Genomic DNA, 21,855 nt, shown 5'->3' on the forward strand with positions numbered 1-21,855 from the left:
ACAAACATCCATATGAGAAAACTTGTACTTGCACTTCTGATGCTTTTGTCTGGTACTGCCTTTGCGCAGAACCTGCCCTACCGCTGGGACGAGCTGACGGCCAGCGACTGGGATCAGGCACTGAAAAAATCTAACCGCACCTGCATTTTACCTATCGGGATTTTAGAGAAGCATGGGCCGCATGCCCCCATCGGCTCGGACCTGATACATGTGCGGGAGTGGTCGGCGCGGGCGGCGCAGCAGGAGTATGCCGTGGTGTTTCCGGACTTCTTTTACGGCCAGGTGTACGAGGCGCAGCACCAGCCCGGCACCTTTGCCCTGCCCAGCGACGTAGTATGGAACCTGCTGAATGCCACTGTGGAAGAGATTGCCCGGAACGGCTTTGACAAAATTGTGATCGTAAACGGCCACGGCGGCAACCCGCAGCTGCTGCGCTATTTTGTGCAGGCACAGCTGGAGAAGCCGAAGGACTATGTGGTATACTTTTTTGAACCCACCCAGGACCGCGAGTTTGCTGATAAAGTAGCCAAAACACGAAAGACCGATGCGGCCGGCGACCTGCATGCCGGTGAAAACGAAACCTCTACCATGCTATACCTGCGCCCCGAGCTGGTGAAGCAGGACCGCGCCACGCGGGAGAAAGGCGATAACCTGAAGCGCCTGCCGGAGCTGCCAAACCTGTATACCGGCATCTGGTGGTATGCCAGCTACCCCAACCACTATGCCGGCGAGGGCGCCAAGGCCTCGAAAGAACTGGGCAAGCTGATCACTGAAAACAAAGTGGAGGCACTGGTAAAGTCTCTGAAAGCGGTGAAGGCCGACAGCAAGACGCTGGAGCTGCAGAAAGAGTATTTTGAGAAGGTAGAGGACTTGGGAAAGAAGTAAAAGTATAAATTTATACTTGCCCATAAAGCAGCGGCTGCCGGCATCCGGTAGTCGCTGTTTTTTTTGCTTTATACTTATACCCACTGCGCGGATGAGTTGATTTGATGGTTTACCTGCATGCCTGAACCCACCCTTAAGAGCTGCGCTCGCTAGCTCAAAACTCTCATTTTCGCTAATCCCGAGAGGGGAATTATACTACACTACCAGAAATTCCCCTCCTGGGAGGGGCGGGGGTGGGTTTACACCTTCTCTCAATACCGGCCGCCCTTGTCAGTGTTTAGGCAGGGCCGGGTCCAACCACCCCTGGCCCCTCCTTGTTTAAGGAGGGGAATCTGTAATTGCTTTATGCAGCGTTGGAGTCTCATCGCGACTTGTCTGCACAGGTGTAAACCCACCCCTAACCCCTCCAGGGAGGGGAATTGGGAACAATTGTCATCCCCCTACCCCTCCCAGAACAAGTCGGGGATCCCTGACTTTAAAGGGGGACTTTTCTGTAAAAGTGATTCCTCTCTCAGGAGGGGTTAGGGTTCTATAGCTACAGCTGCAGCATCTGCTATCCTTAGCTTAGCTTGGCTCCTACGCGCTGCAGGAGGGCTTTGGTTTTCAGGATGCCTTCTTTTTCGGGGAGGCCCTCGCCTTCGTACTCTATGCCGATGTAGCCGGTAAAGCCTGCGTCTTTCACGATCTTGAGCATTTTCAGGTAGTCGATCTCCTGGCAGTTGCCCTTGGCATCAAACGTGAAGGCCTTGGCGCTGACGCCGCCGGCAAAGGGCATCAAGGTGGCCACGCCGTCGTAAGGGTCGTACTCTTCCAGGCATTTGCCGTCCCAGAAGCCGGGCCCCTCGCGGCGGAGGCACCAGTTGGTGAAATCGGGCAGGGCGCCAACGTAGGGTTTGTCTATCTGCCGTAGCACATCGGCCAGCCACACGGCATCCGAGGAGAGGCCGCCGTGGTTTTCGGTGACGAGCTGCAGGCCGATCTGGTGGCAGTACTCGCCCAGGCGGCCTAGACCGTCTACAACGGCGTTTTTGGCTTCCTGCTTGCTGCCCGCGCCAAAGGCGTTTACCCGGATCAGGTTGCAGCCTAGAAACTTGGCGGCATCGGCCCAGCGGCTGTGCACTTCCACGGCTTTAAGGCGCTTGTTCTGGTCGGGGTCGCCGAGGTCGGTTTCCTCGTCAATCATGATCATGTTGTTGACCACGCCGTGGTCCTGGCTGCGGGTTAGCAGCTGGCGCAGGTACTGCTTGTCGGATACTTTGTCTTTAAAAAACTGGTTGACGTACTCCACCGCGTCGATCTGGTATACCTCGCGGGCCAGCCGCGGGAAGTCCAGCGTGTCGATCTCTTTTTGGAACAGCGACTTGTGCAGCGACCACTGCGCGAGCGAAATCTTGAAGAAAAGCTTTTTGGGAGGCTGCGCGGCCAGGGCATCAGCACCTAAAAGGGAAACTCCGGCCAGGCCGGCGGCGGCACTGCCCAGCTGCTGCAAAAACCTGCGACGATCTGTTGACATAGACTTTGGATTTAAGGGTGAAGCAATACTATAGGAAACGTATTGTAAACTAAGCCAATAAACCCGGAAAAGCAAGCGAAACCTGCCCTGCCCTTCTTCTGCGGGTTTTATGCGTTGGTGGTGCTTTTATACTTTTTAGGTCCGGTTGCTGCGGCTGGCGTGCTGCTTTTACCCACCTCTAAGAGCTGCGCTCGCTAGCTCAAAACTCTCGTTTTGGCTAGTCCAGAGGAGGGGAATTCACCTCACCCCAGCCTTCTCCTTTATCAGGGACCCTACCTCCAAACCAGGAGAGGGAGTTCATTTCAAGCTCCGTCAGAAGCGGCTTCTCCGCTGTTCCGGACATCCATGTCCGGAACTTCTGCTGCTGCGGACGTCCTTGTCCGCGTTTCCGCAGTGCCGGGTCCAACCACCCCTGGCCCCTCCTTAGCCAAGGAGGGGAATAAAATACTACTAGAAAATCCCCTCCTCTGGACTACCGAGAACGGATTTTCGAAGGTGTAATTATTTCCTTCCCGAGAGGAGGGGAAGTTTTGGGCGGTTGGTGGCGGCAGAACTAGGAATAGTGGTTTGCAGCTGCTTCCGGGTGGGTGGCCAAGTATAAACCTGCGGCAGGTGCTATGTATGCTTTGCATGGCTGGCTGGCGGCGGCAAAACCGGCAAGGGCCGCCGCCAGCCGCTATGCCTGCGACGGAGCGGCCTGCGCCAGCTCATAGGCTTCGCGCGGCATGGCAAAGGTGGGGTCTACCAGCAGCACTTCCTCGTAGGTGAGGCCGTAGAGGCGGTACACCAGCACATCCACCTCCGCCTCCAGCTCCGAGGTATCGGCAGCGGCATCGGCTTGTTTTATACTTAGTATCTGCTCCACCAGCTGCGTTATACTTGCTCTCGTTTCTTCGTCAGGTGTGGCGATGGGCAGGTTTCTTAAATCTTGAAGAAGCACTTTAGGAAATGCGTCTTTTGAAGAATTTGCGCTTAACTTTTGATGGTAAAAAGATACGAGTTTTGAGTTAAGTAGAGCTAGTAATACTAAAATGGAATAAGAGCTACCATTTTTTGATTTTATCCCATCAATTGAATTAGAGAATACAAACTCTTCTGTAGTATAAGCAGCTTGTATTTTACCTTTTGATGTTATTTCTCTAACTAAAATTTTCGGCCCTTCTTCGAACCAGCTTATGTTTCTTGGTGCAGCTAACCAAGGACCATAATCAATATATCCACCACTCCACCTAATACAATAAGTATGAATTTCTTTACCGCCCAAAAGACGTAAGTGAGTTTCCTTAGTTTTCAAATTAGAATGAAATATTTTAGCCTTAGATGCTTCACTACTTTGCGGAGGTACACCTTTGCCCTTTTCGTAAACCTTAACCCCCCAAACTACTTCAAATGAGCTTTCAAGTTTTTCTTGCGCGGCCTGTATTTTGTTGATTAACTTATATTCTAAAGCATCTCCTGCAATATAGAAAGCTCTTTTAGATTCTGTTCTAAATCGATTTTTACTAAAAGTATGAACTTCATCTTTTGCTAACTGAGAAACTTGAAGCATCTCTTTCGGAGATTCTTTTGATGCATTTATTATTAATGTTTCAACTATTGCTTCCTCAAAAGTATGCTTCGGACAAACAACAATAGAATAAACATCGAGCTCATCAAGTAAAAACTCCCTGAGGTTTATATCAAATGTCGATGAAAGCCATGCTGTTGGTATTATTAAACTCTCATAACCACCTTGTTTTAAGATTAAGGTAGACAATTCAATAAATAAAGTATAAGTATCAATCTGATAGCTCGATACTTTATACTTTGTTCTATAAATTTTAGCCTCAATTCCTGATAAGTTTGCTCCATACGGCGGGTTGCCCAGCACCACATCAAAGCCCACGAAATTCCCCTGCTCGTCCAGCACCTCCGGAAACTCGAAGCGCCACTCAAAGGCACCCTCGTATACTTTGTTTGCCTCGATGGCCTCGCGCTCGGCCTCCAGTTTCTGCAGTTGCTTCTGTTTCTGCTGCAGCTGCTTTTTGTCTACCTTTTTGGCTCCGAACAGGTCGGGGTTCTGCATCACTTGTATCTGCCCGCGCAGGTCGGCCATTTTGCGGCGCAGCGGGTCGTTGTTGGCCAGCGTGGTTTTAAAGCCCTGCTTTATCTCCTCCAGAAATTGCACCAGCTGCTTTTTGTGCTCCTTGGAGTTAGTGTGCTTATACTTGGCCACGGCCTCGCGGTAGGCCTGCAAACTATGGCCCTTCTTGCCAAAGGCCTCTTTCAGGTCGGCCGAGAGCGGGTAGCGGCTCAGCAGCGAGTTGCCCTGCTTTATGTTGATGTCGATGTTGGGCAGCGTCTGCAGCTGCGCGTATTTGCCAGAACCGGCACTCCCGGAAGTATGCGTTGCTTTCCGGGAATCATCGTTGTTAAACCCTTCGCGCTGGCCGCTGGCGTTGGCGTAGCACACGGGGCTGGAAAGATTGTCTGAACCTTCTCGAGGGCCCCTACCCCCAGGATTTTCAGGAGTAGAGGATTTCCAGGATGCAGTACGTGAAGGATTATTAGATTTTGAGGAATCGCTCTGCGAGGAAATCCTGTCCATCTTAAAATCCTGTAAATCCTGATCCAGGTAATAAGCGTTTTTGAGCAGCTCTATCCAGAGGCGCAGGCGGCAGATCTTTACCGAGTTCGGGTTGATGTCCACCCCAAAAAGGCAGTTCTCTATGATGGTCTGTTTCTCGTGGAAGAGGGCCTCCTGCAGCTCCTGCGCCTGCGGGTTTATACTTCGGTGGCCGTCGGGCTGCTCGTGTACGGTATAGCTGAACGGCTCGCCGTAGTGGTCCGTCACAATCAGCTCGTCGTTCTGCACTTCTATACTTCCGTAGTGCAGCGGCTTGCCCTGCCGGTTCAGCAGGATGCGCAGATCATGCTTCAGCACGATCAGCTCGTTCAGGGCGCTCACCAGGTAGTGCCCCGAGCCCACGGCCGGATCGCAGATGCGCAGGCTGTTGATGAGCTCGTTATACTCTTGCAGCCTCTGGAAAGTATAGTTTTGGTGTATGCGCAGCTGCAGCGCTTCGAACTCCTGCCCCCGCGCCACCTGGCTGAAGTCCCAGTTATACTTTTCGGAGAAGCGCTGCACCACCGCCCGCCGGATGGCTTCGCGGCTCATGTACATGGTTATAAAGCCGGGCGTGTAGAAAGAGCCGTCGCGGTAGCCGTTTATCTTCTCAAAGATCAGCCCCAGCACCGAGGCCGTGATCAGCGTTTTGTTCTCCTCCTGTATCTCCTCCTTGCCCTCCGCCCCGAAGTCGTAGCTGCCTAAAAAGCGCAGCAGGTACTCCAGCGTGTGCAGCTCCGGGTGCTTTTGCACGAACTCCTTGCCCAGCGTACGCTTAAACACCGTTTGCGGGTACAGGGGCAGCAGGCTGCGGTCTTTCAGGTTAGAGATGCGCAGCGTGCGTTTCTCCAGCGCCGTTGTCTCGAAGAGCGAGGAGTTGAGGTACGGGATGTGGCTATACTTGCTTTTGACGCTGGCGCCGCGGTTTTCGGGCCGCTCGGCCAGCACGTCAAAAAACAGCTCGTTCAGGTCGTCGAACTCGCGCAGGTTGGCGCTGCTCATAAAGCCATACTTCTTGTCGCCGTGGTGGTAGCTTATCAGCTGCGCCTCCAGCAGCTTCAGAAACAGCACCCGGTTCATCCAGGTGATGCACAGCTCCAGGGCCACGTTAAACAGCTGCTCCTCGCGGTTGCTGCCAAAGCTGTAGGCATTTTCCAGTCCCGCTATCAGGTCTTCGGAGCGCAGTTTCTGGTAAGCAGCCTCCAGCAGCGAGCCGGGGTTGGGCTTGGCTTTCCGTTGGATAAGTTTGCGGCCTCCCTCCTTCACTTCCTCCAGCCCGATGATGTGCAGCAGCTCCAGGTAAAAGTCGCGATCCAGGGAGTTGGCATCGTTGGCAAAAGGCTCTTTGAGCAGGTGCGCCGGCGAGAGCAGCTTGTACAGCGCCACCAGCTTCACGTCGTCCTGTGTGCTTTTGTTGCGCAGCGGCTTTTCGTAGTCCTTCAGGTTAAAGTAAGTATAACTTATACTTTCCTGCAGTTTGGTCAGGTAGGGCGCGGCAATCTCCTTGTAAAAGAAGTCGGTGCTGCCGCTGGCCTTGCGCCCGGCGCTCCAGTCGGCAAAGTCCTTTTTCAGCTGCGTATTCCTAAAGAACAGGCGATCGAACTCCAGGGCATCAAACACAAACCACTCGTGCACGCTGGTAACAATGAGGTGGCGCAGGTCGTGGTTCTGGTGCTCCAGGCGCTCGCGCAGGTAGTAGAGCAGCAGCTCGTGGGTGGCCTTGTAGTTGAGGTTGTCTGTAGTGGGCATGTCGGCCTTGTTGGTAGGCCGCTTCACCTCCAGCAGCACGCCTGCGCTGGTTTTGGTGGTAGCGCCGGTATGGATCACCAGGTCGGTTTTGCCTTTGGTGTTCACGCCGTACTTATCATAAAACGTCAACCGCAGAAAGTCGCGCAAGTGGTTTTTGGCGTGTTCCTCGGTTTCGTTCAGGTCGATGTTGTCGAGCAGCGAGGTGAGCGCCTGTTTAAAGCGGTTCATCTCGTTGCGGCTTGTTTTCAGCTTCAGGTAGGCTTTGTTCAGGGCCTGCTTGGGGCGCAGGGTGTTGTGCTGCAGCATATAGTGGTAGCGTTTGTATTCTATGGCAAGATAAAGAAAAAGTAGAAAGCGGGAAAGGTGGAGGAAGTTAGAGAGGTAGAGAGGTTGAGAGGTAGAGAGGTAGAGAGGTAGAGAGGTAGAGAGGTAGAGAGGTAGAGAGGTAGAGAGGTAGAGAGGTAGAGAGGTAGAGGTAATACGTTGCGTCTTTTTTGCGGCTGTGGTTGGCTGTGGCTGTGTGGATGGATCAAACCACCCCTGGCCTTCCAACCACCCCTAGCCCCTCCTTGTCTAAGGAGGGGAATTATACTCTGGTGTAAAAATTCGCTACTGATTTTAAGGTACTACAGGATTTAACACTAAGGTGCCGCGCCTACCGGATTAATTTGCTCATATTCGGAACAATTCCCCTCCTCGGAGGGGTTAGGGGTGGGTCAATCATTCCCTGAAATGAAGTGAAAAATTATTCCATACAAACCATACCTCAAGGAATTGGCAAAGCAACTGCGACAAAACAGCACGCTCTCTGAAGTTATACTTTGGAATGAGCTAAAGAATAAGCAGCTCCTGGGTCTCGACTTCGACAGGCAAAAGCCTTTAGACAATTATGTGGTTGATTTTTATTGTAAGGAGTTGATGCTAGCCATAGAAATTGACGGCGACAGCCACGACCGCAGCTTGGCAGAGGACACAGCCCGACAGCGGGAACTGGAAAATTTTGGGATAAGATTCTTCGGTTCGATGATGCCGAAGTAAAACAGGATTTGCCAAACGTGCTGCGGGAGCTAGAGGCATGGGTCTTGCAGCATCAGCAGATGTATTTACCCACCCCTAGCCCCTCCGAGGAGGGGAATTATACTTGAACCGAGACTCTCCACTTATCTGAGAATATAGGCCTGCAGTAAAAGTAAAGGGTTGGTGTATTCTCCATTATAGGGGAGCCGTGGAAAGTAATCACCGCAAAAAAATTCCCCTCCTTGGCCAAGGAGGGGGGGTGGTTTGACACCAAGCCCATCCCTTTTTTTCAACAAATGGAATAAAAACCTTTCTGCCGGCGTTTTTGGGAAAAAGCGCCTGAAAACGTAAATTAGAGCCTACACCTTTTAGCATAAAGTATAAAACCCCGTGTTCCGAGTACCTTTTTCATCCCTAAAGTATAGCATTGTTTCCTTATTAAGTCTGGCGCTCCTGGGCTCCTGCCAAAAGGCCAGGCCCGAAGGCAACGCGGCCCCTGTGCTGGCAAAAGCCTTAGCGCCAGAGGCCCCCTCCTTTCCGGTGCCCGCCTGGTTTACCGCCGACAGTGCCCGCAGCTTCCGGCAAAGCCTCGACTCCGTTTTTACCTACATGCACAAGCACAGGGGCTTCAACGGTACGGTGCTGGTCAGCAAGTTCGACAAAGTGCAATACAAAGGCTCCTTTGGCTACGCCGACTTCCGGACAAAAGACACGCTCAATACACACACGGCTTTTCAGTTGGCCTCGGTTTCGAAGCAGTTTACCGCCATGGCCATTATGATGCTGCAGGAGGAGGGCAAGCTGCAGTACGACGACAGCGTGCAGCAGTACATCCCCGACTTCCCCTACCACGGTATCACGATCCGGCAATTGCTCACCCACCGCTCCGGCCTGTCGAACTATACTTACTTTAGCGACGAACTTTGGCCCGACCGCAACAAACCGATCTACAACGATGATGTGCTGCAGCTGATGGCTGTGCACAAGCCGCAAGTATACTATCCGCCAAACAACCGGTTCGACTACAGCAATACAGGCTATTTCCTGCTGGCCTCTATTGCGGAGCGGGCCTCGGGCATGCCGTTCAGCCAACTGCTGCAGCAGCGCATTTTTAAGCCGCTGCACATGGGCGACACCTTTACGTTCAGCGACAGCCTGGCCGCACGCAAGGATAAAGTGGCTACCGGCCATACTGGCGGCAGAAGGCAGCGCCACCCCGATTACCTCGACACCGTGCTGGGCGACAAAGGCATGTACTCTTCGGTGGAAGATCTTTACAAGTGGGACCAGGCGCTATATACCGAGAAGCTGGTGAAGCACGAAACGCTGCAGGAGGCATTTACCGGCACCCGCCAAAAACGGATGCGCGACGTGGACTATGGCTTTGGCTGGCGCATTAAGCAGGTCGCCAATGGCGATACGGTGGTGTTTCATGCAGGGCTTTGGCACGGTTACGCCACCTACATCCTCCGCAACCCCAACGACCACAGCGCCCTTATCTTGCTCAGCAACGTGCCCAACGGCAGCTACCGCTACCTCGACGAGCTGGAAGCATTTTTATACCCTGAAAAGCCAGCTGAGCCGCAGCCAGTAGTAGCCTCATCCGCAACGAAATAGCCTGCGCTTCCCTCCCGCAAGTTTTTACATGTGGGTTGCTGGAGACTTGTTTCAAGCTTGCGAAAGTATAAATCGCGCAAATTCAAGTAATTCTAAAAATCCCCCTCCTTAAGCAAGGAGGGGTTAGGGGCAATGCCGTCAACTTAAGAAATATCTCGGGTTGCCTCCAGTATGACAGTCGCCCTTGCTGTGTCTTCTGACCAGCTAGTTGTTGGTGAGAACACGCAACAACGGCAAACTTAAACGCTTAAGTTGACGGCATTGGGGGTTAGGGGTGAGTAAAGGCAGCCTAACAAGCACCCTAACAGTTTTAGAAAGTATAAAAGCTTCTATAACGCCAGTTTGAGCGCAGCGGTAAAGGTGGTATAAACGGGCGGCAGCAACCGCACCTATTGGCCATACACAGTTACTATTGCCATCAAAATGTCACCCGATCCTGGCCCCCCAAGGCTGGTTTTTTCTCCGAAAATTCTCTATTTCCACGGTTATAATTGCACCCTTTTCTGCTAACTAAAGTATAAGCCTCTGTCGGGGGACAGGCTTTTGAGCCTTTGCTTCCGGCACCCGGGCAGAGCCCAAAACCACCGCCGCACCATTCTCTGGTCCTAAAAAGCCGCTGTCTTCAGCCGAGCGATACCAGCATCAAACCAGCGTGCGCGGCTTCACCCTTAATGCAACGTTCATGAAGTTAGCAGCTAAAACATACTTTACCCCTGATGAAATAAAGGCAGCCGCTCCGGCACCTGTTCAGGAACTACTACAGCACATCAGCGAAAAAATAAGCGCTCCTGAGTACCCTTGTGTGGGCGCTAAGGCCGCTCTAAACTCCCGCCAGATCCGGGTGGGCACATATACGCGCATGGCTGACGCAGCAAGCACCAAGCAACTGGGCGAGGATCTGAAGGCCTATATTGCGGAAACGCTGGCCTCAGAGAGCGAGTACATGACCATGATAGCCGTATTTAACGAAGAAGCACCGGCCACCGAGGAAGATTTTGAACAGAAACTGTGGGCCCAACTCCAGCTACTCCACGACACCGACGCCAGCGAGCAGCCGTGGGATTTGGAGGTGAGCAGCAACCCAGAAGACAGCGACTTCAGCTTCAGCTACAACGGAACAGCTTTTTTTGTGGTAGGCCTGCACCCTAACGCCAGCCGCAAGGCCCGCAGCTTTGGCTACACGGCCATGGCCTTTAACCTGCACCGGCAGTTTGAGCAGCTCCGCGAAAAGGGCGTTTACGAGAACATGAAAAAGGTAATCCGGGAGCGGGACGAAGCGTATGATGGCACGGTAAACCCTATGCTCAGCGACTTTGGCGATGGCCTGGAAGCCCCGCAGTACAGCGGCCGCCACGTAGACAACGGCTGGAAGTGCCCATTTAGCGCACGAAAAGTATAAGTATAAAATCACCAAAAAAACCTATGATTGAAACGATTGCCCGGCAGACGGGCGCGGCTTTTCAGCTGAAGAAAGGCGACAGACTGCGCGTTATCGACCCGCAGGGCGAGCAGGTAAGCGACATGGTGCTGTTTAATGCCGATGATAAACGTGAAAAGCTCTCGTCAGGCAAAACACTGGACTTTGAAGAAACGATCCTGATTACGCAAGGCCACCACCTGTGGAGCAACCGCAGCCATAAAATGATGGCCATACTGGAAGACACGAACGGGAGAAACGACTTTCTGCTGGCCCCGTGCAGCCCCGAAACCTTCCAGATCATGTACAAGAACCCGGAGTATCACCCCAGCTGCTTCGAAAACCTGCACACCAACCTGGCCCAATTTGGCATTGCCCCCGACGACATCCCTACCGCGTTTAACCTGTTTATGAACGTGCAGTTTGCCCCGGACGGGAAACTGTCGGTAGAGCCGCCGCTCAGCAAGGCCGGCGATTACGTGCTGCTGGAGGCCAAAATGAATCTGATCGTGTGCCTTACCGCCTGCTCGGCCGAGCAGTCGAACAACTACAGCTTCAAGCCGATTCAGTACGAGATCATTCCGGCGAATAGTTAATCGGCCTGCAGCTTATAAAAGTGCAGCAGCACCTCCTCTGCAAAGGATTTCTCGCTAAGCGTAAAGTAGCCGTTGCCGCTGTTGGTAAAGCATACCGCTTCGCCTTGCGGCTCTACTACGTAAGGCAGTTCCAAAGCTTTCTGCTGCAGCACCTCGGCTATAGTTTCGTCAGCGCCTCTGCGGTAAAAGTATAAATGGGTATAGGTTTTCAGCACCAGGCTCTTCCCGTCCTCCGATTGGGCCGCGCTCACGACGCCGTTGTAGGGCAATTCGCCTAAAAACTCGGCAGTAACCGGTTTCTGCCCAAAAGCCGGGGCTACCCGATACATGCGGGAAGGGCGGTCGCCTTTGGTGATGAGCAAGAGGTGGCCACTGCTGCGGTCAACCAGAAAAGCCTCTGCGTCGTGGGCGCCATCGGGGTAGCGGAAGCGCAGCACTGCCTGCACCTGAACCGTATCCGTAGTGGCATCCGGTTCTGCAAACTTGTAGATGGTGTTCAGCTCGTGCGCTTTGGTGTTGTCGCCAATGTCAGCCAGGTATAAGTCGTTCCCGGAAAGTGCAATGTCTTCCCAGTCACGGTTAGCGGCTCCTTTCAGAAAAACAGCCTTGGCCCTGTCGCCGGAATGGCTGAGCAAGTATAACTGCGTGGGGTTGCCGCTGTCCTCCTGCACCCACAGGTGTCCGGGGTTGGCTTTGCTGTCGGCTATGCCGGAGGCTTCGGTAATGTCGGGGGCTACCAGCCGGTACTCCGGTGCGCTCGTAGAGGCGATGGCCTGCAGCGGAGCGGCCTGTTCTTTTTCAGTGCAGCCCAAAACGCCTGCACAAAGGCAGAGCTGCCACAACTTCCTGAAATGATTCACTGTACTTTCCTTTGGCTTAAACAATATGCTTTGGCCCGGAAACACAGCGCCCTCTCTTCCAGCTCCCCACGGCAGCACCCTAGGTCAAAACACTCCCAAAGTACAAATTATGGCGGAAGATAGTTCGTTTCTTCTACAGATATTCGGGAAGGGGCACTCTCAGGAGGCAAACACTTCTTCTGAGTTAGTAAACGCTTTGAACTCCAGCGGGTTATTACTTAAATCCAGCACAAACATAGTATACTGCTCACCAGGCTTGCCCGGGTAGCGCAGGTGCGGCTTTATGATAAAAGTCACATCCTGCTGCTCCAGCCGCTGCTGCACTTCCCCGAACTGCTTCACCGTCAGGATGCAGCCAAAGTGCGGGATGGGTACGCTCACGTCGTCTACCTTGCCACAGTAATCCAGCTCCGGCAGGTTCTCGCTAAGGTGCGCCGAAAGCTGGTGCCCGTAAAAGTCAAAATCGATCCAGCGGTCGGTGCTGCGGCCCTCGCGGCAGCCCAGGTAGTCAACATAAAACTTTCTGGTCGAGGCAATGTCCTTTACTTTAAAGGCATAGTGGAAGGCGTTCATGCTAATAGCCTTTTTCAAGTGAGACAACATTAAGCGGAGCTTCGTCGCGGTTTACCCGGTCGTAGTTTTCCAGCACTTGCGCCACCGCAGAGGCAGGGTTGGTAACACTGGCAATGTGCGGCGTCACCTGTATGGCGGGGTGCTGCCAGAAAACATGGCTTTTCGGCAAAGGCTCCTGCCGGAAAACGTCCAGGCTGGCACCTGCCAAATGGCCTTTGTCGATCATCTCCACCAGGTCCTCCTCCACCAGGTGCTGCCCGCGGGCTACGTTTATGACAAAGGCTCCCTGGGGCAATTTGCGAAAGGTCTCCTTGTTCAGGATATCTGCGGTTTCGGGTGTCAGCGGCAGCAGGCACACCAGTATATCGGAAGTAGCCAGAAAGGCATCCAGCTGTTCGTCTCCGGCAAATGCCTGCACGCCCTCCAGCTCTTTCGCCGTTCGGGCCCAACCGGCTACTTTAAAGCCGTTCCGGCGTAGCTTTTCTGCAGCGGCGGCTCCCAGCACACCCAGGCCCATGACCCCTACCGTCACCTGTTCATTGCGCCGGTATGGCCGCGGCTGCCATGCCTCCTTCTCCTCCTGCAGCTTATAAAAAGCCAGTCCACGGGTATGGTTCAGCACCAGCGCCAGCACAAAATTGGCCATGTCGTTGGTCAAATCCTCGTCTGTAATGCGGGAGATGGGCACCCCCGCAGGCAGTTCAGGGTCTTTCAGCACATGGTCTACTCCCGCTCCCATGGAGGAAATGCCCCGCAGGTTCGGGAACTCGTTAAATGCGCCTAACGGGTGGTTCCAGGCCAGGGCAAAGGTTACTTCCTCCGGCTTGCTCACTTCCGGGTATACTTCTACGTTCAGGCTTGGTCTTGCCTCCTGAAGGGCCTTTATCCAGGGGCTGATGTCTTTGCCCTGGTTTAAAATTACGATAGACATTGGTTGTAGGTGTATTGATTAGTCGTTTGCTTTCTGATGTAACGCTCGTTAACCTTAGTAGGTGAACTTAAATCTACTCAGATCGGGCAGGTGCTCTTTTTTGCGGTCTAGCTCATACTTGTAAAAGGCCTGTCCCAGGTTTTTCATGAACGGGAAGCCCACCTCTTCATACAGCGCCTTGTCGTCGTTAAAGATCTGGTCTTCGTCTACGTAAATCACAGCTGTCAGCATGAACTCCACCTTGTTTTCAAAGTCCACAATGTAGGCGTTGTCGATCATAAAGCCATAGGCATCGCCTATCTTATTAAAGATGCGGATATTTTCCGGCAGGCGCTCTTTACCATTGCCAAACATCAGGAACTTCACATAGCTGTCTGGGTACTCCTGCGGGTCATAGGCCGGGTAATCGCTCTCGCGGGGCAGCATCGACATGTACTTGTACAGAAACGCATAGTCTTCGGGCGTCAGGTTAAAGCGCTGCTCGGCGGGCACCGCCTCCGGGAAAAGTATCGATTTGAGGATGCCCTGCAGCACCTCCACCGAAATGTAGTTCTTGGCAGAAAAATCCATCGGCTCGTTCACCAGCTTGCCGTCTTTGTAGTACCCTTTGCCCAGGAACACCTCTTTCAGCGGGCTTGGCTTAGGGTGCGCATTGAACAGCATGGGTTGGCTGTACAGGGTGCTGTCGCCGCGGTAAAAGGTCATCGGGTTGGTATGGCTGTTCTCATCGGGGCTCAGGAAAATGGAGAGGCGATGCGAGAGGCGCACGTCCTCAAAGCCTTTCTCGTGCAGCCCTTCGTTCAGCTGCTCCTGCCCCAGAAACTCATACAGCCGGTTATAGGCATCGTTGTCGCTTACCAGCAGTACTTTCTTAATATAGTGCGCAATGGAAGGCAGGTTGTTCCGGGCGCTGCTGTCGGTCTGCACCGCCGACTGCCCCGCATAGGCGCTGTCGATCCTCATGGGGGCTTCCTTGTCCAGACCCGGCACATCCAGCTCGTTCAGTTTTTCCAGCGCTAGCGCAGCGGCAGGCAGCTTTACGGTGCTGGCCGGGTAAAAATACTCCTTGGGGTCTACCCTGTAAGTATAGGAAGTAAAGTGCGGATCATTTTGCGCATCCCGGTCTATTTGGGTGTAGAGAATCTGCACGCGGTACTTCTCCGGGTTCTTCAGTATTTCCCGAAACTGGTCGGGGTGCCGCTTCATGATCTTCTGAACCAGCTTTTTGTGCTTAACCTGTTGGGCCATGGCGGGGGTTTGTGTGAGCAGCGCCGCCGCCACCAGTATACCGGTGGCAAGGAACAAGCGCTTGCTTAAGTACGGGAAAGTCTTTTTCATGGTAGGTTGATTCGTCAGCATTAAGGTACGAAGCTTTTTTTACTTGCTCTTGCTTTCATGCCTTATTTGAAAAAATATGGGCTTGGGGATGCAGCTAAGTATAATTTTTTGCGCCGCCCTCTTTTATTCCATCCTTATCCTTCCTACTTTTCCCTGTTCACCGTTACAACATTTGCGGGTATACATAAAAGGTTTACAAGTATGGCTCACGACACAGACAGGCAAACGCAGCCAACAGCGGCAGAAGTGGCGCAGCAGGTTTACAGGCAGTATCATCAGTATGCAGAGGAGGCCCCTGCCCTGCAGCGGCGGCGGTTTAAGCACCACGAGATGGTGCCTTTGCTGGAGCGCCTGCAACAGCACGAGGCGTTTGAGGTGGAAGTGGCAGGCCAGTCGGTGGAGCAGCGGGACATTTACCTGGTGAAGGCCGGCACGGGCGACATCAACGTGATGCTTTGGTCGCAAATGCATGGCGACGAGTCGACGGCCACCATGGCCCTGTTCGACCTGTTTAACTTTCTGCATCGGTCGGACGAACTGGACCCACTGCGCCGGCACCTGTTGCAGCACCTGACGCTGCACGTAGTGCCCATGCTGAACCCCGACGGGGCGGAACGCTTTAGCCGCCGCAATGCCCTGGAAGTGGACCTGAACCGGGACGCCCTGCGCCTGCAGAGCCCTGAGGCGCGCCTCCTCAAGCAGCTGCGAGACCGCATAGCGCCCGAGTTTGGCTTTAACCTGCACGACCAGAGCCGCTACTACACCGCCGGCAACACCCCTAACCCGGCCACCATTGCCTTCCTGGCACCCGCCTTCGACCATGCCCAGACGGTAAACCAGGTGCGGGAGCGGGCCATGCGCACCATTGCCGGGCTGCAGGAGGCACTACAGCAGTTTATACCGGGGCAGGTGGCCAAGTTCTCGGATGAGCATGAGCCGCGCGCTTTTGGCGATAACATCCAGAAGTGGGGCACCAGCGTAATTTTGATCGAATCGGGTGGCTACCATAACGACCAGGAGAAGCAGTACATGCGCCAGCTCAACTTTACAGCCATGGTGTCGGCGCTGCACCTGATCGCCGGCGAAGGGTATAAAGCGCATGGACTGGAAAATTATTACGGCATCCCTGAAAACCAGCGCAACCTGTACGACGTGGTGCTGCGCCATGTGCGGCATACGGTCAACGGGCACGATGTGGCGCTGGACGTGGGCATCCTGCGCCAGGAGGTGAACGCGCCCTTTGGCAAAGGCTATATTTATAAAGGCACCGTGGAGGAGATCGGAGACATGCACCTCTACCACGGCTACCAGGAAATAGACGCCACCGGCCTCCGGCTGGTGCCCGGCAACGTATACGAGCCTCCGTTCCGAACCCTGCAGGACCTGGACAGCCAAACAGCAGAGGCGCTTCTGGCCCAAGGCTATACGACGGTCCGGGTGGAGCAACTGCCGCCCGACCTTACTTTGATCAACCCGCTGGAGCTGCCGCTGAATGTGGTGGGAACGGCAGAAGCCGTGGATCATACCTTCAGGCTGGGTGAGGGGGCTAACTTTAGCCTGCAGGCACCGGATGGCACCGTGGTGTGGACCATAGTCAACGGGTTTGCCCTGGCGCCCGCCTCTCCCCTGCCGGACACTTACCATGCACTGCCGCTCGGGCTCCGCATCTGATCAAACGAAAACAACAAAACAGCAGACTGCGCCCCTTGCCGATGGCAATTCTACGCGCGAGTTTGTATATTACAGGCTAAATTTAACCCTTTCGAACCTTTTTATACATGGTCTTAAACTACCTGTGGGCAATCTTTTTCCTGGTTGCCTTTGCTATTGCCCTGTTTCAGCTTATCGTTTTCCAGGATACAGAGATTTTTCAGAAGATCGTGGCCAGCACCTTCGACAACGCCAAGCTGGGTTTTGAGATCTCCCTGGGCCTCACCGGCGTGATGACCTTGTGGCTGGGCCTGATGAAAGTGGGCGAGAAAGGCGGCGTGGTCGCCATACTTGCCCGTTTGGTCGGCCCGTTTTTTCACCGCCTGTTCCCGGAGATCCCTAACAACCACCCCGTGTTTGGCTCTATTCTGATGAACTTTTCGGCCAACATGCTGGGACTGGACAATGCCGCCACGCCGCTGGGCCTGAAGGCGATGAAAGAGATGCAGGAGCTGAACCCGGACAAGGACACTGCTTCCAACGCGCAGATCATGTTTCTGGTGCTTAACACCTCCGGCCTCACACTTATCCCCATCAGCATCATGGTGTTCCGGGCGCAGCTGGGTGCCGCCGACCCTTCCGACATCTTTATCCCGATTCTGCTGGCTACGTTCTTCAGCACTGTTGTCGGGCTGATTGCCGTGGCGCTTTACCAGCGCATCAACCTGTTCGATAAAGTGATCCTGGCTTACCTGGGCACGCTGATCGTGCTGATCGGGGCGCTGATCTATTATTTCACCACCATTCCGCAGGAGCAGGTAAGCGTTATTTCTACGGTGGTTAGTAACGTTATACTCTTCTCCATTATCATCTCCTTTATCGGGCTGGCCCTGTACCGGGGCGTGAATGTGTATGAGGCGTTTATAGAAGGGGCCAAAGAAGGCTTTTCGGTGGCCGTGACCATTATACCTTACCTGGTGGCGATTCTGGTGGCGATTGGGGTGTTCAGAACCTCCGGCGCACTGGACATGCTGGTGGGCGGTATTGGCTATCTGGTAGGCCTGACAGGTGTAAACACCGACTTTGTGCCGGCCCTGCCCGTGGCCTTTATGAAACCCCTGAGCGGCAGCGGCGCGCGCGGCCTGATGGTAGAGTCCATCAACACGTATGGCGCTGACTCCTTTGTGGGCCGCATGGCCTCCGTTTTCCAGGGCTCAACCGAGACCACTTTCTACATCCTGGCCGTGTACTTTGGCTCTGTGGGCGTGCGCAAGTCCCGGTATGCGCTGGTGTGCGGCTTGCTGGCCGACTTTGCAGGCATTATCGCGGCAATCTTTATGGCCTATCTCTTCTTCCATTAAAAAGCAGAATGAAACAAAAAAGCCCCGGACGCTGGTGATGCATCCGGGGCTTTTTTGTTTAGCACCAGCCGGTTAGCTCCTCCGGATTTGTCTGTTATTCTTCCCTCCTTGTCTTGAGCATACAGCCGTTGGTATAATAGACAGCTGTAATGATGGAGTTGGCTTTTGCATGACCAAAAGAAAGTCTAATTTTGCGCCCGATTTGAGCAGGCTTCCTCTCAGGTGGCGTTGCAACAGATCAACATGCACCTGCTTACCACGACATAAAACGATGAAAAAAATACACATCCCCTATCCGCGCGGAGGCCGCTGATGCGTAGCAGCCGCTGTTCCATACTTTCTTCAAGGCCTTTCCTGTTTCCTGACGCGTTGCTAGGTTGCCTACCGGTGTAATTTATACTTCCGGTTGTATGCTTAATCGTGCCTGACAAACTGAACAAGCGCAACTTTTAGAAATTATATAACACATCTCTGAAATAGTATAATTAACGCCTTGCTACAGCAGGGTAGTTTTGCAGCGCAATCTGAAATTGCGCTGCAGCAGCAACTCCATTTCTACAAAATAAAACTATGATGAAAAGATTAACCACATTGCTTCTCCTGATGCTTTGCCTGGTGGCTACGATGGCCCAGGCGCAGGACAAGGTAACCCTGAGCGGTTACATAAGAGACCGTGCCTCCGGCGAAGGCCTGATCGGGGCCTCCGTGAGTGTGCAGGAACTGCCTGGTGTAGGCGTAGCCACCAATGCGTATGGCTTTTACTCGCTCACGCTGCCCAAAGGCACCTATACCCTCCTTTACAGCTATGTAGGCTTTGTGGCCTCCGGCAAAACCTTGCCGCTTGGCAGCAGCCAGAAGCTCGACGTGGAGCTACAGGAGAACAGCACCGCCCTGCAGGAAGTGGAGATCACCACGCACAAGGAAGACAACAACGTGCGCTCGATGGAAATGAGCACCCTAAAAATGCAGGTGGCGGAGCTCAAAAGTATGCCTGCCCTGCTGGGCGAAGTGGACATTGTGAAGGCGGTGCAGATGATGCCGGGCGTGCAGACGGCCGGTGAGGGCACCTCAGGCTTTTACGTGCGCGGCGGCGGCGCAGACCAAAACCTGATCCTGCTGGACGAAGCGCCGGTTTACAATGCCTCGCACCTGATGGGCTTTTTCTCGGTGTTCAACGCGGATGCCATTAAAGACGTGCAGCTTTATAAAGGCGGCATCCCGGCCCAGCACGGCGGCCGCCTTTCCTCCCTCCTCGACATCCGCATGAAAGAGGGCAACAGCAAGAAGCTCGGCGTTTCGGGTGGTATCGGCACCGTTTCCAGCCGCCTGACGGTGGAAGCGCCCCTCATCAAAGACAAGAGCTCTTTTATACTTTCCGGGCGGCGCACCTACGCCGACGTTTTCTTTGGCCTGAGCAGCGACGAGAACATCAAAGGCAATCAGCTATACTTCTACGACCTCAACAGCAAGCTCAATTATACTTTAAATGACAAGAACCGCCTGTTTGTATCGGGTTACTTTGGGCGCGACGTGGCCGCTACCGACGACTTTATGATGAACTGGGGCAATGCCACGGCCACCGTGCGCTGGAACCACCTCTTCTCGGACCGCCTCTTCTCTAACACCACTTTTCTATTTTCTGATTTTGACTACGCCTTGGGCTCCAAGGAGGCGGAGTCGGAGTTTACCTGGAAGTCGCACATCAAAGACTACGGCCTCAAAAACGACTACACGTATTTCCTGAACCCGAAAAACCAGCTGCGCTTTGGCCTGCACCTGACGTACCACAACTTTATGCCTGCCGAAGTGAAGCCGGGCCCGGCATCTTATGTAAACGAGCTGAAGCTGAATTCTACCAGCGCCCTGGAGGCTGCGGTTTACCTGAGCAACGAGCACCAGCTTACCGACCGCCTGACAGTGGATTACGGCCTGCGCCTCTCCCGCTTTACCAACATGGGCCCGGGCAAAGTATACCTGTACGATGAGAGCTTTAAGACGCCTACCGACACAGTGGAATACGGCCGCTTTGAGAAGATAAAAAGCTATGGCGGGCTGGAGCCACGCCTTTCGGCCAAGTATGAACTGAACGAGGTGAGCTCGGTGAAAGCTTCTTACAACCGCACGCTGCAGTACCTACACCTGGTATCCAACTCCACCTCTGCCCTGCCCTTCGACGTGTGGGTGCCGAGCAGCACCTATATCAAGCCGCAGCTCGCCGACCAGGTAGCGGCCGGCTACTTCCGCAACTTCAACGACAATATGTTTGAGGCCTCCTTGGAAGTATACCATAAGTGGATGGATAACCAGATTGACTACAAAGACTACGCGGAGATCCTGCTAAACGACCGCCTGGAGACAGAGCTACTGCGAGGAACCGGCAAGGCTTACGGGGCGGAGTTTTACGTGCGCAAGCAAAAGGGGCTGCTAACCGGCTCGCTGAGTTATACCTTGTCTAAGACCGAGCGCACGGTGCCGGGCATTAACCAGGGCAAGGCCTTTGCGCCGCGCTACGACCGCCGCCACTCAGGTAACCTAGCGCTCAGCTACCTGTTCAGCCCCAGCATTACTTTTGGCGCCAACTGGACCTACGCTACCGGCGGCGCGGTGACCATGCCGGTGGGGCGCTTCGAATACAACGGCAAAACCTACCCGGTTTACTCCGAACGCAACGGCTACCGCCTGCCTGACTACCACCGACTCGACCTGTCGGCCACCTACGAGAAGCCGCGCAACGAATTCCGGAAGTACAGCGGCTCCTGGACGCTCAGCATCTACAACGCCTACGCCCGAAAAAACGCCTTCACCATTTTCTTCCGCGAGAGCGAAGACGACCATACCAAAACCGAGGCGGTGAAATCATACTTGTTCGGCCTGGTGCCCTCGCTTACCTATAACTTCAATTTCTAACCTATGAACCGCCATGAACCATACGATGAATAAGATACTGTTATACCTGCTCGCCCTGTTGCCCCTCGGCCTGAGCGGCTGCGAAGAGGTGATCGATTACGAACTGAGAACCGATGACACTAAACTGGTTGTCGAGGGGCTGATCACGAACCAGCCGGGGCCCTACACCGTGCGCCTCTCCACCACCAAAGGCTATCTTGAAGACGGCACCACGCCCGGTGTGAACGGTGCCCTGGTCGTTGTTTCTGATAACCACGGCACTGCCGATACACTGCGGACAGTGGGCGATGGTCTGTACCAGACGGCAAAGCTGCAGGGTACGCCTGGCTATACTTATTATTTTAAGGCTGTTGTAAACGGAGCGACCTATACTGCCCAAAGCTTTATGCCCACCGTATCGCCTATCGACTCGCTTACGTTTGAGTATAAACAGGGCGGCCACATGGAGGATGAAGGCTATTACCCGATCATCCACTTCCGGGACCCGGCGGGTAAGGGCAATTACTACCGCTGGAATGTGTACATAAACGATGTGCTGGAGCCAGACGAGCTGGCTGTGCTGAACGATGACATCTACGACGGCAACTATGGCCACGCCAACATGCAGTTTGCCCTGGAGAAAGGAGACAGGCTAAAAGTAGAGCTGTACGGCATCGACAAGCCCGCCTACGAGTTCTGGATTGCCCTGCTGAACCAACAGAACGCCGCGGGTGGACCATTCGAGAGCACCCCGGCCAACGCCCCAAGCAACATCAGCAACGGCGCCATCGGGTACTTCGTAGCCTCGGCCGTGTCGGTGCTGGAGGAAGAGGTGCGGTAAGCATCCGATAGCCTTA

The 21,855-nt window shown here is 54.0% G+C and carries 15 protein-coding genes; 9 read left to right on the plus strand and 6 right to left on the minus strand.

Annotation, left to right across the window (positions count from 1 at the left end):
- Positions 1 to 12 precede the first annotated feature (12 nt).
- Positions 13 to 885, plus strand: a complete 873-nt coding sequence (locus FJM65_RS02330; RefSeq protein WP_140619008.1) for a creatininase family protein — start codon at positions 13 to 15, stop codon at positions 883 to 885.
- A gap of 559 nt (positions 886 to 1,444) precedes the next feature.
- On the opposite strand, the gene FJM65_RS02335 is transcribed toward FJM65_RS02330, so the two are convergent.
- Positions 1,445 to 2,398 carry a sugar phosphate isomerase/epimerase family protein gene (locus FJM65_RS02335; protein WP_140619010.1) on the minus strand — a complete coding sequence of 318 codons (954 nt, stop codon included), beginning with the start codon at positions 2,396 to 2,398 and terminating at the stop codon, positions 1,445 to 1,447.
- Between the two features lie 676 nt (positions 2,399 to 3,074).
- A complete protein-coding gene (locus FJM65_RS02340; protein WP_140619012.1) occupies positions 3,075 to 7,058 on the minus strand; it encodes a DUF7149 domain-containing protein in 3,984 nt (1,327 codons plus the stop codon).
- Positions 7,059 to 7,526: 468 nt separating this feature from the next.
- Between FJM65_RS02340 and FJM65_RS21480 the strand changes: the two genes are divergently transcribed.
- The 4 genes from FJM65_RS21480 to FJM65_RS02360 all read left to right on the plus strand — a co-directional run bounded on the left by FJM65_RS21480 (position 7,527) and on the right by FJM65_RS02360 (position 11,399).
- Positions 7,527 to 7,790 (plus strand): endonuclease domain-containing protein, encoded by a 264-nt coding sequence (locus FJM65_RS21480; RefSeq protein ID WP_239022791.1) that lies wholly within the window; start codon positions 7,527 to 7,529, stop codon positions 7,788 to 7,790.
- Positions 7,791 to 8,159: 369 nt separating this feature from the next.
- Positions 8,160 to 9,386: a serine hydrolase domain-containing protein gene (locus tag FJM65_RS02350; RefSeq protein WP_239022792.1), complete on the plus strand. Its 1,227-nt coding sequence runs from the start codon at positions 8,160 to 8,162 to the stop codon at positions 9,384 to 9,386.
- A 682-nt stretch (positions 9,387 to 10,068) separates the two neighbouring features.
- On the plus strand, positions 10,069 to 10,785 hold the full coding sequence (gntA, locus tag FJM65_RS02355) for a guanitoxin biosynthesis heme-dependent pre-guanitoxin N-hydroxylase GntA (protein ID WP_140619014.1): 717 nt from the start codon (positions 10,069 to 10,071) through the stop codon (positions 10,783 to 10,785).
- A gap of 23 nt (positions 10,786 to 10,808) precedes the next feature.
- On the plus strand, positions 10,809 to 11,399 hold the full coding sequence (locus FJM65_RS02360) for a DUF1989 domain-containing protein (RefSeq protein ID WP_140619016.1): 591 nt from the start codon (positions 10,809 to 10,811) through the stop codon (positions 11,397 to 11,399).
- Here the strand turns inward: FJM65_RS02360 and FJM65_RS02365 are convergent.
- The 4 genes from FJM65_RS02365 to FJM65_RS02380 all read right to left on the minus strand — a co-directional run bounded on the left by FJM65_RS02365 (position 11,396) and on the right by FJM65_RS02380 (position 15,101).
- Positions 11,396 to 12,211: a hypothetical protein gene (locus tag FJM65_RS02365; protein WP_140619018.1), complete on the minus strand. Its 816-nt coding sequence runs from the start codon at positions 12,209 to 12,211 to the stop codon at positions 11,396 to 11,398. The two genes, FJM65_RS02360 and FJM65_RS02365, sit on opposite strands and share 4 nt — an antisense overlap.
- Positions 12,212 to 12,418: 207 nt before the next feature.
- On the minus strand, positions 12,419 to 12,832 hold the full coding sequence (locus FJM65_RS02370; RefSeq protein WP_140619020.1) for a VOC family protein: 414 nt from the start codon (positions 12,830 to 12,832) through the stop codon (positions 12,419 to 12,421).
- Between the two features lies 1 nt (position 12,833).
- Positions 12,834 to 13,763, minus strand: a complete 930-nt coding sequence (locus FJM65_RS02375) for a 2-hydroxyacid dehydrogenase (protein ID WP_140619022.1) — start codon at positions 13,761 to 13,763, stop codon at positions 12,834 to 12,836.
- A 54-nt stretch (positions 13,764 to 13,817) separates the two neighbouring features.
- Positions 13,818 to 15,101 carry a serine hydrolase gene (locus tag FJM65_RS02380; RefSeq protein ID WP_239022793.1) on the minus strand — a complete coding sequence of 428 codons (1,284 nt, stop codon included), beginning with the start codon at positions 15,099 to 15,101 and terminating at the stop codon, positions 13,818 to 13,820.
- 201 nt (positions 15,102 to 15,302) lie between these two features.
- On the opposite strand from FJM65_RS02380, the gene FJM65_RS02385 reads away from it, so the two are divergent.
- The 4 genes from FJM65_RS02385 (at position 15,303) to FJM65_RS02400 (ending at position 21,839) form a co-directional block, all read left to right on the plus strand.
- The gene (locus FJM65_RS02385; RefSeq protein WP_140619024.1) at positions 15,303 to 16,772 is read left to right on the plus strand and encodes a M14 family metallopeptidase; all 1,470 of its coding nucleotides are present in this window, start codon (positions 15,303 to 15,305) and stop codon (positions 16,770 to 16,772) included.
- A gap of 107 nt (positions 16,773 to 16,879) precedes the next feature.
- Positions 16,880 to 18,112, plus strand: coding sequence for a nucleoside recognition domain-containing protein (locus tag FJM65_RS02390; RefSeq protein WP_140619027.1), 1,233 nt, complete (start codon positions 16,880 to 16,882; stop codon positions 18,110 to 18,112).
- A 570-nt stretch (positions 18,113 to 18,682) separates the two neighbouring features.
- Entirely contained in the window at positions 18,683 to 21,019 is a 2,337-nt protein-coding gene (locus FJM65_RS02395; protein ID WP_219855935.1) for a TonB-dependent receptor, read from the plus strand.
- Between the two features lie 25 nt (positions 21,020 to 21,044).
- Entirely contained in the window at positions 21,045 to 21,839 is a 795-nt protein-coding gene (locus tag FJM65_RS02400; RefSeq protein WP_181163617.1) for a DUF4249 domain-containing protein, read from the plus strand.
- Positions 21,840 to 21,855 lie beyond the last annotated feature (16 nt).

Origin of the sequence: Pontibacter mangrovi, assembly GCF_006385705.1 — a bacterium.
GTDB lineage: Bacteria > Bacteroidota > Bacteroidia > Cytophagales > Hymenobacteraceae > Pontibacter > Pontibacter mangrovi.